The sequence below is a fragment of the uncultured Gemella sp. genome (assembly GCF_963515875.1).
In the GTDB taxonomy this organism is placed as follows: Bacteria; Bacillota; Bacilli; order Staphylococcales; family Gemellaceae; genus Gemella.
The window spans coordinates 1-17,186 of the sequence record NZ_CAUPZX010000014.1 but is presented as its reverse complement, the minus strand read 5'-3'; the positions used below and the strand labels follow the sequence as shown (position 1 = coordinate 17,186).

Annotated in this window: 14 protein-coding genes; 4 read left to right on the top strand and 10 right to left on the bottom strand. The window is 29.4% G+C overall.

The features are described 5' to 3' along the window. Positions 1–618 precede the first annotated feature (618 nt). The 3 genes from RWL85_RS03945 to RWL85_RS03935 all read left to right on the top strand — a co-directional run bounded on the left by RWL85_RS03945 (position 619) and on the right by RWL85_RS03935 (position 3,347). Positions 619–1,347, top strand: a complete 729-nt coding sequence (locus RWL85_RS03945) for a metal ABC transporter ATP-binding protein (protein ID WP_314085221.1) — start codon at positions 619–621, stop codon at positions 1,345–1,347. Further along, on the top strand, positions 1,340–2,173 hold the full coding sequence (locus RWL85_RS03940) for a metal ABC transporter permease (RefSeq protein WP_314085219.1): 834 nt from the start codon (positions 1,340–1,342) through the stop codon (positions 2,171–2,173). The genes RWL85_RS03945 and RWL85_RS03940 overlap by 8 nt, the downstream gene beginning before the upstream one ends. A gap of 223 nt (positions 2,174–2,396) precedes the next feature. Further along, positions 2,397–3,347, top strand: a complete 951-nt coding sequence (locus tag RWL85_RS03935) for a metal ABC transporter substrate-binding protein (protein ID WP_314085217.1) — start codon at positions 2,397–2,399, stop codon at positions 3,345–3,347. 48 nt (positions 3,348–3,395) lie between these two features. Here RWL85_RS03935 and RWL85_RS03930 read toward each other — a convergent pair whose 3' ends face one another. The 3 genes from RWL85_RS03930 to RWL85_RS03920 are packed head-to-tail and all read right to left on the bottom strand — an operon-like array spanning position 3,396 to position 5,799. Beyond that, positions 3,396–4,538: an FtsX-like permease family protein gene (locus RWL85_RS03930; RefSeq protein WP_314085215.1), complete on the bottom strand. Its 1,143-nt coding sequence runs from the start codon at positions 4,536–4,538 to the stop codon at positions 3,396–3,398. A gap of 4 nt (positions 4,539–4,542) precedes the next feature. After that, the gene (locus RWL85_RS03925; protein ID WP_314085213.1) at positions 4,543–5,223 is read right to left on the bottom strand and encodes an ABC transporter ATP-binding protein; all 681 of its coding nucleotides are present in this window, start codon (positions 5,221–5,223) and stop codon (positions 4,543–4,545) included. Further along, positions 5,224–5,799, bottom strand: a complete 576-nt coding sequence (locus tag RWL85_RS03920) for a TetR/AcrR family transcriptional regulator (protein WP_314085211.1) — start codon at positions 5,797–5,799, stop codon at positions 5,224–5,226. A 136-nt stretch (positions 5,800–5,935) separates the two neighbouring features. On the opposite strand from RWL85_RS03920, the gene RWL85_RS03915 reads away from it, so the two are divergent. After that, complete coding sequence (locus RWL85_RS03915) at positions 5,936–6,847, top strand: TDT family transporter (RefSeq protein ID WP_314085209.1); 912 nt, start codon at positions 5,936–5,938, stop codon at positions 6,845–6,847. A gap of 66 nt (positions 6,848–6,913) precedes the next feature. Here the strand turns inward: RWL85_RS03915 and smc are convergent, their stop codons facing one another. The 7 genes from smc to RWL85_RS03880 all read right to left on the bottom strand — a co-directional run. Continuing rightward, positions 6,914–10,468: a chromosome segregation protein SMC gene (gene smc / locus RWL85_RS03910; RefSeq protein WP_314085207.1), complete on the bottom strand. Its 3,555-nt coding sequence runs from the start codon at positions 10,466–10,468 to the stop codon at positions 6,914–6,916. Between the two features lie 21 nt (positions 10,469–10,489). Continuing rightward, on the bottom strand, positions 10,490–11,203 hold the full coding sequence (gene rnc, locus RWL85_RS03905) for a ribonuclease III (protein ID WP_314085205.1): 714 nt from the start codon (positions 11,201–11,203) through the stop codon (positions 10,490–10,492). Between the two features lie 100 nt (positions 11,204–11,303). Next, positions 11,304–12,437: a radical SAM family heme chaperone HemW gene (gene hemW, locus RWL85_RS03900; RefSeq protein ID WP_314085203.1), complete on the bottom strand. Its 1,134-nt coding sequence runs from the start codon at positions 12,435–12,437 to the stop codon at positions 11,304–11,306. Further along, positions 12,437–14,254 carry a translation elongation factor 4 gene (gene lepA, locus RWL85_RS03895; protein WP_314085200.1) on the bottom strand — a complete coding sequence of 606 codons (1,818 nt, stop codon included), beginning with the start codon at positions 14,252–14,254 and terminating at the stop codon, positions 12,437–12,439. Before lepA ends, hemW begins: the two co-directional genes overlap by 1 nt. A 12-nt stretch (positions 14,255–14,266) precedes the next feature. Then, the gene (locus tag RWL85_RS03890) at positions 14,267–15,052 is read right to left on the bottom strand and encodes a RecX family transcriptional regulator (protein WP_314085198.1); all 786 of its coding nucleotides are present in this window, start codon (positions 15,050–15,052) and stop codon (positions 14,267–14,269) included. Positions 15,053–15,191: 139 nt separating this feature from the next. Beyond that, positions 15,192–16,706 (bottom strand): ABC transporter permease/substrate-binding protein, encoded by a 1,515-nt coding sequence (locus RWL85_RS03885; RefSeq protein WP_314085196.1) that lies wholly within the window; start codon positions 16,704–16,706, stop codon positions 15,192–15,194. Next, a partial coding sequence (locus tag RWL85_RS03880; protein WP_314085194.1) for an ATP-binding cassette domain-containing protein occupies positions 16,706–17,186 on the bottom strand: 481 nt, incomplete at its 5' end. The genes RWL85_RS03880 and RWL85_RS03885, both read right to left, overlap by 1 nt.

Sequence of the window (17,186 nt, the reverse complement as noted above, 5' to 3'; positions counted from 1 at the left end):
ACATTTTTTTATATTCACTACTTTTAACCATATAATTATTAACTTAATATTATATTAATTTTTTTTTAATAATTTATTATCATTCATAGTACGTATATATAACAACAATATATTTACACCTTTACAGTAAATACAAATCACATATTATTTACTGTAATAATAGCATTGATTATAGTTAATATATAAATAAAACACTGTGTTATTAGCAAATATTTTATCTTTTTGTATAAACCAGGTTCCATTAATATTTTACCAAAAAAATACATCACTTTTTCAAAAAAAATTGTATTTTCCTCTTGTTTTTTGTATATACTTCTGTTATACTTATAAGTGAAGTAATTTTTATATTACTTCATATGTTCTTTTATTATAAGTCTCCCTAGCTTATAATAAAGACTTTTCATATTTACTCCCTTATTTCTACCTTACAATATTTTTTGTAAGGTAGGTTTTTTTATTTTTCTCTATATTTTTTTCTCAAAAACTTATTATTTTTGTGTAGTTTTTTAGATTTCTTCATATTTTTTTTCTGAATACAACAAAATTTACTTGACTTATTTTCTTTCCTAAGGTAAACTTTAATGTATAAACACAAAATAAAACAAGAAGGGACAAGCTATGATAAAGATAGAAAATTTAAATGTTACCTATAACCAAACTCCTGCCCTTTCTAATATTAATTTAGAAATTAAAGGACCTGGTATTACAGGTATAATAGGGCCTAACGGTGCTGGTAAATCTACCTTAATAAAAGCCGTTTTGAATATAATACCCTCGACAGGTATTTCAAAAATTGATGACAAGATTGCAAAAGAAAATCTTGACAATGTTGCTTATGTCGAACAAAAAATAAATATTGACTACAATTTTCCAATAAAAGTTAGAGAATGTGTTTCTCTTGGCTTATATTCTAAGATTGGAATACTAAAAAAATTAAAAAAATCTGATTGGCAAAAAGTTGACGACGCTTTAAAGTTAGTTGGTCTAGAGAAATTCTCTAATAGACAAATTAGTGAACTATCTGGTGGACAGTTCCAACGTGTATTAATAGCTCGTTGTCTTGTACAAGACGCTAAATATATATTCTTAGATGAACCTTTCGTTGGTATCGATTCTGTAAGTGAGGAGATTATCATGAATACACTTAGAAATCTTCGTGATAAAGGACATACAATATTAATAGTACACCATGACTTAAGAAAAGTTCATTCATATTTCGACACCGTAATTCTTCTTAACAAAGAAGTTATTGCATATGGTGGTACAGAAGAAACTTTCACAAGAGAAAACTTAACTAAAGCATATGGTACTGACCTATTCTTTATGGGAGGTGGAACTAATGATTAAAGAATTTATTGATGGACTTTACAGTTTTCATTTCTTACAAAACGCTCTTATTACTGCTATTGTCATAGGTATTGTAGCAGGAGCAGTAGGCTGTTTTATTGTTCTTAGGGGAATGTCTTTAATGGGAGACGCGATTTCACACGCGGTTCTACCTGGAGTTGCTCTATCATTCATTTTAGGAATTGACTTCTTTATTGGTGCGATTGTGTTTGGACTATTAGCGTCAATTATCATAACATTTATCAAAGGAAATTCAATTATTAAAAGTGATACAGCAATTGGTATTACATTCAGTTCATTCCTTGCATTAGGTGTAATTTTAATAAGCGTTGCAAAAAGTTCCACAGACTTATTCCATATCTTGTTCGGTAACATTTTAGCAGTACAAGATATAGACATGTACATTACAATTGGAGTGGGAATTTTCGTACTTTTAGTAATTAAGTTGTTCTTCAAAGAATTACTACTAACTTCATTTGATGAACTATTAGCTAAGGCGATGGGAATGAGAGTTAACTTCTACCACTACCTACTAATGATATTATTAACTCTAGTATCTGTTACAGCAATGCAAAGTGTTGGAACAATTCTGATTGTAGCTATGCTAATTACACCTGCTGCTACTGCATATCTATATGCTAACAGCCTAAAAACAATGATATTTTTATCATCTACAATCGGTGCATCTTGCTCAGTACTTGGATTGTTTATCGGATACTCATTCAATATTGCAGCTGGATCTAGTATCGTATTAACATCTGCTATAGTTTTTGCAATAAGTTTCTTTATTGCTCCAAAACAACGCTTTGTTAAACATAAAAAATAATATAATTTTGGTAATAATTTACAAATAATAAAGTAGTATTAATCTAATTAAATATAAATAACCCCTTTAAATAAGCTCATTAAAAAATAAAATACTTCCAAAATGAGTTTATTTAGAGGAGTTATTGCGGGGTTTTAATTGATAATGATTATTATTAGTTATGTAAATCTATTTTATTTTTGTTTTTACAAATAAATAATAAATAATAAAGGAGGCCTATAATATGAAAAAATTAGGTTTTAAAAAATTAAGTTTCTTAGCGCTTATTTTTACTCTAGCCGTTGGACTATTTGCTTGTTCTAGCGCTAAACAAGATTCAAATTCTAACGAAGCTACAAAATTAAAAGTAGTAGCAACTAACTCTATTATCGCCGATATTACAAAAAATATCGCTGGTGATAAAATTGATTTACATAGTATCGTACCAGTTGGTCAAGACCCACATGAATACGAACCACTTCCTGATGATGTTAAAAAAACATCTCAAGCTAATCTTATCTTCTACAACGGTATTAACTTAGAAACTGGTGGTAACGCTTGGTTTACAAAATTAGTTCAAAATGCTAAAAAAGAAGAAAATAAAGATTACTACGCTGTTAGTGAAGGTGTTGATGTAATTTATCTTGAAGGTCAAAATGAAAAAGGTAAAGAAGATCCACACGCTTGGTTAAACCTTGAAAATGGTATGATATATGCTAAAAACATTGCTAAGCAATTAGAAGCTAAAGATCCTAAGAATAAAGATTTCTACGAAGCTAACCTTAAAACTTACTTAGAAAAACTTTCTAAATTAGATAAAGAAGCTAAAGAGAAATTCAATAACATTCCTAAAGAGAAAAAAACAATCGTAACTAGTGAAGGATGCTTCAAATACTTCTCTAAAGCATACAATGTACCATCTGCTTACATTTGGGAAATCAATACTGAAGAAGAAGGAACTCCAGATCAAATCAAAACTCTAGTTGAAAAATTACGTAAAACTAAAGTACCTTCTCTATTCGTAGAAAGCAGTGTTGACGAACGTCCAATGCAAACAGTATCAAAAGATACTAACATTCCTATTTACGAAAAAATCTTCACTGATTCAATTGCTGAACCAGGTCAAAACGGAGATAGCTACTACAACATGATGAAATGGAATTTAGATAAAATTGCTGAAGGATTAGCTAAATAATTACTCCTAAAACAACTCCCTGTATAAATATACAAGGAGTTGTTATTTTTATTCCATCATAATTTTTTTAACATTTAAACCTTTTATCTTATTACTATAGTATAAAATAAAGATTTCATATATTAATACAAATGCTATAAAACTACCAATTACTGAAATTAAATCAAAGTTATATGTTGTTTCGCTATCTAATTTTTTAGATAAAACTTTTAGTAATGCTCTTATTAAAAAATACTGATAAACTGTTCCTACAGCAAAGCCTATGTATGCTACTACTCTATAACCTGATAATACTATTTTTGAACATTCACTTTTTGAAAAGCCCATAATATTTAAAATAGATATATTTTTTATATTACTACTAGCAATCACTTCTAATGAAATTAATAATATTGATAACGATAATATCACACCTATTACCATCATCATAATTCTTATTGTTCCATCAACAAAATCCCTCATACCAAATGCCATTTGAATCATTGAAGAAAATGATAATGCAGCAAAAATAACAAAGAATAATAGGGTTTTATTACTAAATAATACTGTTGCTCTTAATTCTTTAAAAAAGTTATTATATTGTCTAAATCTTCTTTTTCTAATTTTTTTATTTGTTGAATTTATTTGTTTAAGTAAGTTAATCGTCGGTACATTTAAATTAAGCAGTACATAAACAATTGATATTACTAAAAATAATAGTGATGGTAATATAACCATTATTAATAAAAGTTGAGGATGAAAGTTTATTGTAAGTTCAGATAATATATTATCTGTATTTCTACTATTATAAAATTTCGGCATAAACAAATGTGAACTACCATAACCTAATAATGAACCTAAAAATACTAAAAATCCAAAAATAGAAAACTTAGATGCTATAAAGTTATTACTATAACCTTGGGCTTTTAATATTCCAATTTTATGTTTAGAATCATCAATAAATTGTTTTATATAAAATATTAACATTACAGCTGCACTTATTGATAAGACTGTTCCTGTTATAATAACTACAAATTTAGAAACAATAAGCTGAGCATCATAAAACTTTTTCTGCATTATATTAAATCCCGTAATATCTAGGCCTTTCAAATCTAAATATAAGTTAGAAAAAAGTGTAGTTATAAATACCGCACAAAAACTTACTATCACTACTGCAATTGCTTTTCTTAAATCTTTTAACTGTACTAACATATAATTACCACCCTATCTCTTCTACCGATTTAGGTGTACGGTTTTCTTCAATAGAAGTTACTCTACCACTGCCTACATGAATTATCTTATTTGCAAGCTCAGCAATATTCTCATTATGAGTTACCATTATCATTGTAAAGTTTGATTTACCTTTTAGTTTCAATAAGTACTCTAATATTTTTCTTCCAGTTGCCTCATCTAAAGCTCCTGTTGGTTCATCTAAAAATAGTACAGTTGGCTTCTTAGCTAATGCTCTCGCAATTGAAACACGCTGTTGCTCTCCTCCAGATAACTCATTAGGATATTTACTTAATTTATCTTCTAATCCTAAGTCCTTTATAATATCAACATACTCTTTATTATTTGCTAAATTAGCTCCTACTTTAACATTTTGTTCTACTGTTAAATTATTTAATAAATAATATTGTTGAAAAACAAATCCTATTTTGTCTTTACGAAACTTTGTTAATTGTTTTTCTGAGTAATCACTTATAGACTCATTATCATATACAACTTCTCCTGAATCTGACTTTTCTAAACCAGATAAAATATTTAATAATGTAGATTTCCCTGAACCCGAAGCCCCAAGTATAACAACAAATTCATTTTTATCAATTTTTAAATCTATTCCCCTTAAAACTTCTTGATCATTATATTTTTTCTTAATATTTTTTGCTGTAATCATTTAATCAATCTCCCTTAAATATTGTACTATTAAACTTTTAGCTACTTCTGCTATGTACTCAATAATTTCAGACGGTGTAAAATTATATATTCCAGTAACTGTTAATGTTGCAATACCATGACTATATATAAATAAGTGCTCATAAAATTTTTTTGCATTTTCTATTGAAATTTTATACTCTTCATCTATAGACTCAATTACTGATTTATATTCATAGTCTCGCATTGGAAGAAAATCTTTAAAACTTTCTACTTCTATACCTTTTCTCATAAATAACCATTGAAATAATTTAGGTTCATTTTTTGAAAATAATATATACTCTACTCCTAATCGTTTAAATGGACTATCATCTTTTAAAGCTAAATTAACTTTTTCTGAAAAAATATTTTCTGCAGCAAACTTTGCTTCATCTTCTAAATTTTTCATATTAGAGAACAAACTAAATATTACTTTAGTAGATGACTCCAATTTTTTAGCCAACTCTCTTGCAGTTAATGCTTCTATTCCATTTTCTCTTATAAAGTCTATAGTTATAGTCAAAACCTCTTCTTTAGTAAATTTAAATTTTGGTGCCATATTCAAACCTCCATCGATAGGTAACACTTGTTTCTTATTGTAAATTATTTTGTATGAAATGTCAACAGAAAAATTATTGAATTATTACATGAAATTGTATACAATTAAAGATGAAATAAAATTTTAGGAGCTCTTTATGATTATTGTTAAAAGTTTACCAACACCTATAGCAGGTTTAGCATTAGGTTCTGCTGCATTAGGAAATTTATTACAACCATATTCCTCTTCACTACAGTTATTATTTAATATGTTATCTTTAATAATAATTGTACTTTTAACTATTAAGTTTACATTAGGATATGATGAACTAAAAAAAGAAATGGAAAAACCTATTATAGCAACTGTACTAGCAACATACCCAATGAGTATTATGCTTTTAAGTTCATTTTCAAAAAAATTTATAGGTACTTACAGTATACCCTTTTGGATAGTTGGAATTCTTCTTGATTTTTTTGTTGTATCTTATGCAATTTATAATTTTATTCTGAAAGAAAGGCATATTAAAAATATTTATCCAACTTGGTTCATTACATTCGTTGGACCTGCTGTTGTAACAGTAACAGCAATAAATTATAACTTAGAAACACTAGGATTAATTTACTTCTACTTTTCTTATATTAACTATTTAGTACTACTACCTTTTGTTCTTTATAGAGTTTATAAATATAAACATTATAAAGATGGGGATTATCCTACTATAACAGTATTTTCTGCCCCTGGTGGACTATTACTAGCTAGTTATATGATTGGAGTTACACATAAAAGTAATATAATATTAGCAATATTAATACCACTTACAATATTATTGTTTATATTTGTTTTAATTCAATTACCATACCTACTGAAAAGAAAATTCTATCCTAGCTTTTCTGCTTTCACTTTCCCATTAGTGATTTGTGCAATAGCATTTCAAAAAACTGGAATTTACTATCAAATTGCTGAATTTTCTATTTTAAATATTTTAATTCGTCTTAGTGAATTACTGGCAATAATTATTGTAGTATATGTATGGTATGGATTTATTAAGAATTTATCTTATTCAAATTAAGTTGAAAAAGACACAGTTAAGTTCAAACTTAACCGTGTCTTTTAACTTATTATAAAATTTTACCTACTACTCTACTACCTCTTCGAAGTTCTCAATAACATCTTTTAACTCTAATTCTAAGATATAACTAATACCTTTTTCTTGCATTGTTACTCCGTATAAAGTATCCATAGCTTCCATAGTTCCTCGTCTGTGCGTAATAACTAAGAACTGATTATTCTCTGAATAAACTTTCAAGAATTTAGCAAATCTATTAACATTCTCTTCATCCAGTGCCGCTTCTACCTCATCTAGTACTACAAACGGAGGATTTTTAACCTGTAATATCGCAAACAATAAACTTATCGCAGTTAAAGATTTCTCCCCACCTGATAATAATGAAAGGTTTTGAAGTTTTTTACCCGGAGGTGAAGCTTCGATTACTATTCCAGTATTTAATATGTCATTTGGTGATTCTAAAGTCATATCTGCATAACCACCTTTGAACAATTTTTTAAATATTTTATTGAAGTCTTCTGCTACTTGAACAAATGTCGTTAAGAAGCGTTCTTTTACTTCTTTATCAATCTCTGCAATAGTCTCTTCTAGTTTTTCTTTCGCTTCTACAAGATCGGTAATTTGTTCATTATAGAAGTCATAACGTTCTTTTACCTCTTCAAACTCAGCAATAGCATTCAAATTAATATTACCTAAGTCTACTATCTCTTTGCGAAGTCTTACTACATCACTCTTATACGTTGGTACTTCATCAATATTTTCAGACGTCAATCTATTTGATACACTTTCGTACGTTACATTATAATTAGTAACAAGATTTTCTAGATATTCATCAATTTTAACTTCTATCTTCGTCTGTTCTATAGTTAACTTTTCAAATTCTGAAGTTTTCTGACGTAAGCTTTCATTATTTCTTTGTTGAGCTACCGTAATTTCTTTTTCACGTTTGAATAATCCTGTTTTTTCCATATCAAGATCTGATAATAACGTCTTAAGCGTTGTTAAACGTTCAGTACACTCAATAATCAACTTAGAGTTATTTTCTAATATTTGAAGCTCATCTTCCTCACTTAAAGACTCCGCATCCTTAGACATTTCTAATCTTGTCAGCTGTTCATTTACATCCGCTATATCTGCTGATAGCGATTCTATTAACTCTAAACCATGTTTAGTTGTTTCTTCTAATTTTGATTTTTCTATCTTAAGCTCGGCAATTTTCTCTAAGAACAATTCTTCAGCACTTTGAGCATTTTGTTTCTTACTACTTTCTTCTTTGATTTTCTCATCAAGTTTTTGTAGCTCTACTCTAATTTTCTCAAGATTTTGAGTTAATTCAATAATATTACTTGAGTCATCTTCATTGTCTTTAAATTCTAGTAATTTCTTCTCATTAAATTCTATATTTTCTTTAATATCAGCAATCTCAGAATTTTTATGATTAATACTTAATTCTAATTGCTTAAGTTTTAAAATTGCCTCTTCTTTCACAGATTTAGAGTTTATGATTTTATCCATTACCTGTTGTTGTTGACTTTCTAATAAACTCTTCTCATCAGCTAATTTTTCAATCTTATCATTAACTTTATCAAGATTTTGCACTAGCTCATCTAGTTCAGCCTTATGTTTAATAGACGAGTTATTATTTTTATTAACAGCACCCCCAGTGATAGATCCACCACTATTGATGATTTGCCCATCTAATGTAATAATTCTATTTTTAAAATTAATCTTACGAGCTATTCTATTGGCATTATCCATATTATCAACGATAAGAACAAGCCCTAATAAATGAGATATTATGTTTTTATACTCTGTGTCAACAGTTATAAGATTCTCAGCAATATTGATAAATCCTTCTTCATTTACTACTGTTCTATAAACGTCATTGGCAATAGCTTTTGCTTTAATATTATTTAATGGTAAAAATGTAACTCTACCTTTATTAGTTTTCTTTAAGTGATTAATACATTGTTTAGCAACATTCTCATTTTCTACGATAATATTTTGTTGCGCTTGCCCCAAAGCAATATCGATTGCAACAGCATACTCATTATCAAATTCTACAATATTCGCTACACTATTATGAACACCAGCTAAAGAATCTTTATTAGCAAGAATTTCTTTTACTCCAATATTGTAGAAACTTAAATTATTAATCTGATCTTCTAAGAACTTCTTGCGATTTTCTAGGTTACTCTTGAAGTTGTATCCTGTTCGTATTTGTTCCTCAATATTTTTCCCATTTGAATTAATAAAAATATTTTTTTCAACTAATATATCAAGTTCTTTTTGAAGATTAGCTAATTGCTCATCTAGAGCTTTTTGTTCTTCAGTAGCTGCTGTAAGCTCTTCTGTTTTTATAGCTAAAACTTGTTTTTGTCTCTCTATATTATCTAGAATTTCTTTACTGTTTTCATCAGCACTCTCTAGATTTTTCTTAGCGAACTCTATACTATTTTCTAGTTTAGTTTCTTCGTTTATTAAGCTATAATAGTTATCTTTTAATTCTTCTATATTTCTTTCGATTAATTCTAGTTTACTCTCTTCACCTGATTCTAATGAAGAGATTTCTTTATTAATCTTTTGAATTTTACTTTTAGTTTCAGCATTAAGATTTTCTCTTTCTGCTAACTTACTCTCAAGATTTTGTTTTCTTTCCTCAAGATATTTAATATCGTCATTAATTTTTTCACTTCTAAGTGTTCTATTGTTTTTTCTTTCCTGAATTACACTTAATTGTGATTGAAGAGATTCTTTCTTCTGAACTAATTCTAACTCTTTATCATGATATTTCATGTAAGTTCTATCTAGAGAGACTAAACTATTTTTGATACTTTCTAAATCTTTAATAAGTTCTTCTTGTCTATTCTCTAAGTCAAGTTTTTCCGATTCTTTATCTTGTTTAACTTTAAGTAAATTTGCAAGTCTTTTCTGATATTCAGCAATGTTATAAACATTTAATAATATATCTTTTTCTTCGAGTTCTTTAGAATAATCAAGATACTTTTGTGTTTTATTCTTTTGATCTTCTAAGATTTCATAACGACCTGAAATTTCTGAGAAAATATCATATAACCTCATTAAATTGTCATTTGTTTTTTCTAATTTGAGATTGGTTTCTTTTTTCTTATTTTTATATTTTAATACTCCTGAAGCCTCTTCAATAATTGCTCGACGATCAACAGGTTTAGATGAGATAATATCTTCTACCTTACCTTGAGTAATAATGCTATAACTCTCCTTATTAATCCCAAGGTCCAAATATATATCTGTAATATCTTTTAATTTTGCACGTTTATTATCAATGTAATACTCACTATCACCATTTCTATACAAACGTCTTTTAATTTCACAACTATCTTCGTCGTTAGAAAATGTTACCGCTACTTCAGCAAAGTTTTTTCTTTTCGCATCTTCTGTCCCCGAAAAGATAACATCTTTCATGCTACTACCACGTAAATTTTTAGCAGACTGCTCCCCTAAAACCCAGCGAATAGCATCAATTATATTACTTTTTCCCGAACCATTCGGCCCAACAACACCGATTAAATTATTCTTAAATTCAAACGTTGTTTTCTTCTGAAAAGATTTAAAACCTGTAACTTCAACCTTTGCTAATTTCATCTTCTTCTCCTTTCATTGTTTTTAAATATTCTTACACCCTAGTTTTTCTAATGCTTGTTTTGCTGAAAGCTGCTCAGACTCTTTCTTTGTTGTTGCAGTTCCATTCCCATATTGTTTCCCATCAATTAAAATAGCACTTGTGAACGTTTTCGAATGTGATGGACCACTAGAATCAAGTACTACATATTCAATATCACCTAATTTAATTTTCGAAACATATTCTTGTAAGATAGTTTTATAATCTACAAAACTGTGATACTCAAGATCTTGCACTTCTGTAAATAAAGTATTATTTAAGAACGTTTTTACCACTTCAAGATTTGATTCTAAATACATCGCTCCTGTAAAAGATTCAAAAATATCAGCAAGTAAAGCTGCTCGACTTCTACCGCCCATTTTTTCTTCACCTTTTCCTAGATAGATACATTTATCTAAACCAAGTTGCAAAGCATATTTAACCAATGTCTTTTCACACACAATAGATGCACGTAACTTAGTAAGTTCACCTTCTGGAAGCTCAGAAAATTTTTTAAATAAAAATTCACTTGTTGTAAGTTCAACAACAGCATCTCCTAAAAATTCCAGACGCTCATAATTCAAATGTTTCTCGATTCTTTTCTCATTAGTATAAGAAGAATGAGAAAATGCATTTTTAAAATTATCACCGAATCTCAAATTAAATCCATACTCTTCATTCAAATTACTAAGTAATCTTTCAATATATGTCCGCTCCATAATTATTCTCCTTTCCTTTATATTTATCGGGAGAAACCGAAAAACTAACTTCATAAAACTTATCTAGCTGGTTTCTCCCCTTACAAAATTTTTATTATATTTAATCCAATAAAAACTCAGAGAACACATCGTTTCCATAGAATAATCCTTTTCTAGTCAAACGAAGTTTATTACCTTCGATCTCTAGGTACCCTTCTCTTATGTTTTTATCAATTACACCTTTGAATATTTCTTCTGCTCTTTTTTCATACTTTTCTTCAAACATATCTAAATCTACACCTTCTAAAAGACGCAGTCCTAAGAACATTTCCTCTTCGATTCTTTCCTTAGTTGTTACAGTATTTTCTTCACGTCTTGCATGCCCTTTTTCTAACATACTATCAATATAGAATTTCAATGCTCCTTGGTTAGCATAACGCACTCCATCAATATAACCATGCGCACCTGCCCCAAGACCATAATACTCTATATTCTTCCAGTAACTGCTATTATGAACACTCTCATGACCTGGTCGTGCAAAATTACTGATTTCATACTGTTCATAACCATTTTCTGTTAAGAAATTAATAACCTCATTGTACATTTTCTCTTCAGTTTCATTCGAAGGTAATGTAACTTTCTTATCTCTAACTTGATTATAAAGTTTTGTTTTCTGCTCTAATATCAATGAGTAACAAGAGACATGGCTAATATTATATCCCACAACCTTCTTCATACTATCATACAAATCGTCCATAGTCTGCTTCGGTAATGAAAACATTAAATCAACATTAATGTCCTCAATCCCATGTTTTTTACAATTAGCAATCGCCATATCCACATCATCAGCAACATGTCCTCGCCCAAGAATTTTTAACAACTCATTATTAAAAGTTTGAACTCCCATACTAATTCTATCAACTCCGTATCCCTTTACCAAAGCAACCCGAGAATCAACAAGATCCTCAGGGTTAGCTTCAAAAGTAAATTCACGCAGTTGTTGTGGAATTTTATTTCTTAATGCAGTTAGTAAACGATGAAGTTGTTCATCATTTAATGCACTTGGTGTTCCACCACCAATATAAATAGTTTCAACATTTTGAATATTTTCCATGCTCTCGATTTCTTTAATTAAGCAATCTATATATTTATCGACAGGTTGTCTTTGTATATAAAACTTGTTGAAATCACAGTACGAACAAATATACTTACAAAATGGAATATGAATATATACTCCGCGTGGATAACTTTTCATTATTCTTCATCCATTTTCAGAACAGCCATAAACGCATCTTGAGGAACTTCTACGCTACCAACAGCTTTCATTCTCTCTTTACCTTTTTTCTGTTTCTCTAATAATTTACGTTTCCTACTGATATCCCCTCCGTAACATTTCGCAAGAACGTTTTTACGCATCGCTTTAATTGTTTCACGAGAGATAATTTTATTTCCAATTGCAGCTTGGATAGGAATCTCAAATTGTTGCTTAGGAATAAGTTTTTTAAGTTTTTCTACAATAACTTTACCACGTTGGTAAGCAAATTCTCTGTGAACGATGAAACTTAAAGCATCGACTTGTTCACCATTTAATAGAATATCCATCTTAACAAGGTTACTATCTTTATATCCAGTTAATTCATAGTCGAATGACGCATATCCTTTTGTATTAGATTTAAGTTGATCAAAGAAATCAAAGACGATTTCTGATAAAGGTATATCATAAGTAATATTAACCCTTGTATCATCGATATATTCCATATTTAAGAAGATACCACGTTTCTTCTGACAAAGATCCATAACGGCACCTACATAGTCATTTGGTACCATAATGCTCGCCTTAACAAATGGCTCAGTTATCTTATTTATTTTTTGTGGATCTGGCATTTCTGATGGGTTTGATACATCTACTAAAGTTCCGTCAGTTTTCTCAACTTTGTAAATAACCGATGGTGCAGTTGCGATGATATCAATGTTAAATTCACGTTCAATACGCTCTTGAATGATTTCCATGTGTAACATTCCTAGGAATCCACATCTAAATCCGAATCCTAGTGCTTGTGATGTTTCTGCTTCATATTGTAAAGCAGAGTCATTAAGTTCTAATTTTTCTAATGCTTCTCGTAAGTCATTATATTTTGATGAATCGATTGGATATAATCCACAGAATACCATTGGATTTAATCTTCTATATCCAGGTAATGCTTCTTTTGCAGGATTATTCGCTAGTGTGATTGTATCCCCTACACGAGTTTCACTTACATTTTTGATAGATGCACAGATAAATCCTACATCCCCTGCAGTAAGTTCATCAACGATTTTTTCTTTAGGTGTGTGAATACCAACCTCAGTTACCTCGAACACACCACCAGTAGCCATCATCTTAATCTTATCTCCAGCCTTTACAGTACCGTTCTTAATACGAACTGAAACGATAACTCCTCTATACGCATCGTATAAAGAGTCAAAGATTAACGCTTGTAGTGGTTCATCAGCATCCCCAGACGGAGCTGGAATATATTCTACGATTTGTTCTAAGATTTCATCAATACCAATACCCGCCTTAGCTGAAGCTAGCACGATATCATCTGTCGGTAATCCAATTACATCTTCAATCTCAGTCTTAACTTTTTCAGGATCCGCCGCAGGTAAGTCGATTTTGTTAATAATTGGAATAATTTCTAAATTATTGTCTAATGCTAAGTATACATTAGCTAAAGTTTGTGCTTCAATACCTTGAGCAGCATCAACTACTAAAATAGCCCCTTCACATGCTGCTAGAGAACGTGATACTTCATATGTGAAGTCTACGTGTCCCGGTGTATCGATTAAGTGGAAAATATACTCTTCTCCATTTTTAGCAGTATATTGTAATTGAACTGCATTAAGTTTAATTGTAATACCTCTTTCACGTTCAATATCCATCGAGTCTAGAAGTTGTGCTTTCATCTCACGTTGTTCTAACGCCTTTGTTTTCTCTAAAATTCTATCCGCAAGAGTCGATTTCCCGTGGTCAATATGTGCAATTATAGAAAAGTTCCTTATTTTCTTTTGCCTTTCATTTCTTCTATTCATTTTATTCTTCCTTTACAAATCTTGTTTTTCTACATAGTCTTTAGCTGTATAATACGAAAAACCATCTCTTATTAGCTTTTCAATCAGCTTTTGTTTAAGTGCATACCCTTCGTATCTGCGACTATAACTTTGATAAGCCCTTCTATAATGCTCATCTAATATACCATCTTCATCTTCTTCCTCATAGTCTTCGAAAAATATGTCAAACACCTTTCTTATTATATCAGATGTAAAGCCATTTGTATAAAGTTTTTGTGTTATTTTTTGAACTTTTTTATTTTTTGTCTCTCTTCGTACTTTATATTCATGCTCAATAATCTTATAGAGCATTTCTATCATTGCTTCTTCAGTACAAATCTTCGCAATATTTTCTTCAATAACGTCTTTATCCAAGCCTTTTTCTAATAATTTTCTTTGTATCCAATACGGTCCTTTTTGATTTAGGTTAAAATAATCCGTTACCGCAGCTTCTACATAGTGATCATCATTCAGATAACCGATTTCTATCAACTTCTCTATTGCCTCATCAATAACATTATCAGCAATCTCTTTCTTCTGAAGATATTCTCTTATATCCTGCTTAGTTCTTAAACCAAATTGTAAGTAATGTACAGCCTTACTATAAGCACTTTCTATACTCTCATGAGCTATGATTTCTTTTAGTTGCTCTTTTGATAAATCTATTTTTTTTATAAGTCCATATTTTATTATCGTATCTTCAGAGACATAAAAATGTTTACCATTTTCTAATTCAATTTTATACTTAACTTTTAGCTTTGTTATATTTGTAACTTGCAAATTTACACCTACTTTCTACATTTCTAGCTAAAAAACTCTTACCTTTAATTTTATCAAAAATCATATAAAAAAGGAAATGTTAGAAAAAAATCCCAAACCATAAGGCTTGAGAATTTTTAATTTTAAGTAATATACTACTCTATTTTTTAATTAATCCTTCTTTTTGTAGAAATTCTTTTGCTACATCATAAGCAGGTTTACCTTCAATATCTACTTTGTAGTTCATTTCAGTCATTTCTTTTTCTGTTATTTTTCCAGCAAGTTTATTTAAGATTTTTTCAAGTTCAGGATGTTTTTTCAATGTCTCTTCTCTTAATAACGGTGCCCCTTGATATGGTGGGAATAAATGTCTATCATCATTTAATAATTTAAGTTTATTTGTAATTATCTTACTATCCGTTGAGAATACATCGATAATATTTACATCACCATTTGAAATAGCTTGATATTTCAACGCTATTTCCATAGTTTTAACATTTAGATTCAAGTGATAAAGATTTTTAAGTCCTATACCACCATCTTTTCTATCATTAAATTCTAATGAAAATCCTACTTTTGAAGAATTTTCTACTAATTTTATATCTGAGATATTATTTAATTTATTTTTATTTGCAAAATCTTCTGTTACAGCTAATGCATATGTATCCTGAAATTTTGTGGGTTTTAAATATACTAGTTTATCTTGTTCAAATATTTTCTTACGTGCAACTTCATAAACTTCATCAGGATCATTAGAAGGAACAGTTTCTGGTGTTTTCAATAATGTTGTCGTAACTGTACCTGTAAACTCTGGATAAATATCAATACTTTTACCTTTTAACGCCTCATATAAGAAACTAGTTTTACCGAAGTTCGGTTTAACCTCAACATCGATTTTAGTTTCATCTTCTATAAGTATTTTATACATATTTATTAAAATTTCTGGTTCTGCTCCTATTTTACCCGCTATAATTAGTTTATCATTAGACATTTTTCCAATTGGGAAAAAACTGATTGTTAAAGCTACTACAGCCGCAAGTAATGATGCTAAAATTGTTTTTGGTTTTTTATCTTGTAAGAACTTAATTAATAATCCAAAAATTATAGCTAAGATTGCTGAGGAAATTGCCCCGATTAGAATTAACGCAGAGTTGTTTCTATCTATTCCTAGTAAAATAAATGAACCTAATCCTCCTGCTCCAATTAAAGCAGCAAGAGTTGCTGTACCAATAATCATAATACTAGCAGTTCTTACACCATCCATAAGTATAGGCATTGCTAATGCAAGTTGGTATTTTTTCAATTTTTCTAGTTTTGTCATACCAAATGCAGTTGCAGCTTCTTCTAATGATGAATCAATCTCCGATAAACCAGTAATTGTACTTTGTAATATTGGAAATATAGCATAAATTACTAATGCCACGACTGCTGGTAATGTGCCAATTCCCATAAATGGAATGAATAGACCTAATAATGCAAGAGAAGGAATCGTTTGGAAAATACCAGTAATTTGTAAAAACCATTCACTTGTCTTTTTATTCCCTGAGATAATTATTCCTAACGGAACTGCAATAAATATAGCAATAATAAGTGATAATAATGAAATCTGAAGATGCTCATATAAACCAGTTATCCAATCACTTTTTCTTTCTAAAAATGTATTTACTAAATTCATTATTTATCCCCCCTTGCAAAAAATTCACGAACAAAGTCATCCGCAGGGTTTTCTTTTAATACCTCTGGTGTAGCAATTTGAACTACCTTACCATTTTTTAAGACACAAATTCTATCGGCAAGTTTCATAGCTTCATCCATGTCATGAGTTACAAAAACTGTCGTCATTTTATACTCATTGTGTAAGGTTTTTATCAAATCTTGTAATTGAACTTTACTAATAGGATCTAATGCAGAAAATGGTTCATCCATCAGTAAAATTTTAGGATTAGCAATAATTGCACGTAGTATTCCTACACGTTGCTTTTCTCCACCAGAAAGTTCTTTAGGAAAACGATTCATATAATGCTTAGGATCTAATCCTACTTTCCTTAATAAATCCTCTGTTTTTTCTTTGATTTCTTTTTTATCAAAATTTTTCATTTCTGGAATTAGCGCAATATTTTCTGCAACTGTAAGATTCGGAAATAGTGCAATTTGT

Coding starts and splice junctions, on each gene's coding strand:
- RWL85_RS03945 (WP_314085221.1), top strand. CDS start 619: ATGATAAAGATAGAAAATTTAAATGTTACCTATAACCAAACTCCTGCC.
- RWL85_RS03940 (WP_314085219.1), top strand. CDS start 1,340: ATGATTAAAGAATTTATTGATGGACTTTACAGTTTTCATTTCTTACAA.
- RWL85_RS03935 (WP_314085217.1), top strand. CDS start 2,397: ATGAAAAAATTAGGTTTTAAAAAATTAAGTTTCTTAGCGCTTATTTTT.
- RWL85_RS03930 (WP_314085215.1), bottom strand. CDS start 4,538: ATGTTAGTACAGTTAAAAGATTTAAGAAAAGCAATTGCAGTAGTGATA.
- RWL85_RS03925 (WP_314085213.1), bottom strand. CDS start 5,223: ATGATTACAGCAAAAAATATTAAGAAAAAATATAATGATCAAGAAGTT.
- RWL85_RS03920 (WP_314085211.1), bottom strand. CDS start 5,799: ATGGCACCAAAATTTAAATTTACTAAAGAAGAGGTTTTGACTATAACT.
- RWL85_RS03915 (WP_314085209.1), top strand. CDS start 5,936: ATGATTATTGTTAAAAGTTTACCAACACCTATAGCAGGTTTAGCATTA.
- smc (WP_314085207.1), bottom strand. CDS start 10,468: ATGAAATTAGCAAAGGTTGAAGTTACAGGTTTTAAATCTTTTCAGAAG.
- rnc (WP_314085205.1), bottom strand. CDS start 11,203: ATGGAGCGGACATATATTGAAAGATTACTTAGTAATTTGAATGAAGAG.
- hemW (WP_314085203.1), bottom strand. CDS start 12,437: ATGAAAAGTTATCCACGCGGAGTATATATTCATATTCCATTTTGTAAG.
- lepA (WP_314085200.1), bottom strand. CDS start 14,254: ATGAATAGAAGAAATGAAAGGCAAAAGAAAATAAGGAACTTTTCTATA.
- RWL85_RS03885 (WP_314085196.1), bottom strand. CDS start 16,706: ATGAATTTAGTAAATACATTTTTAGAAAGAAAAAGTGATTGGATAACT.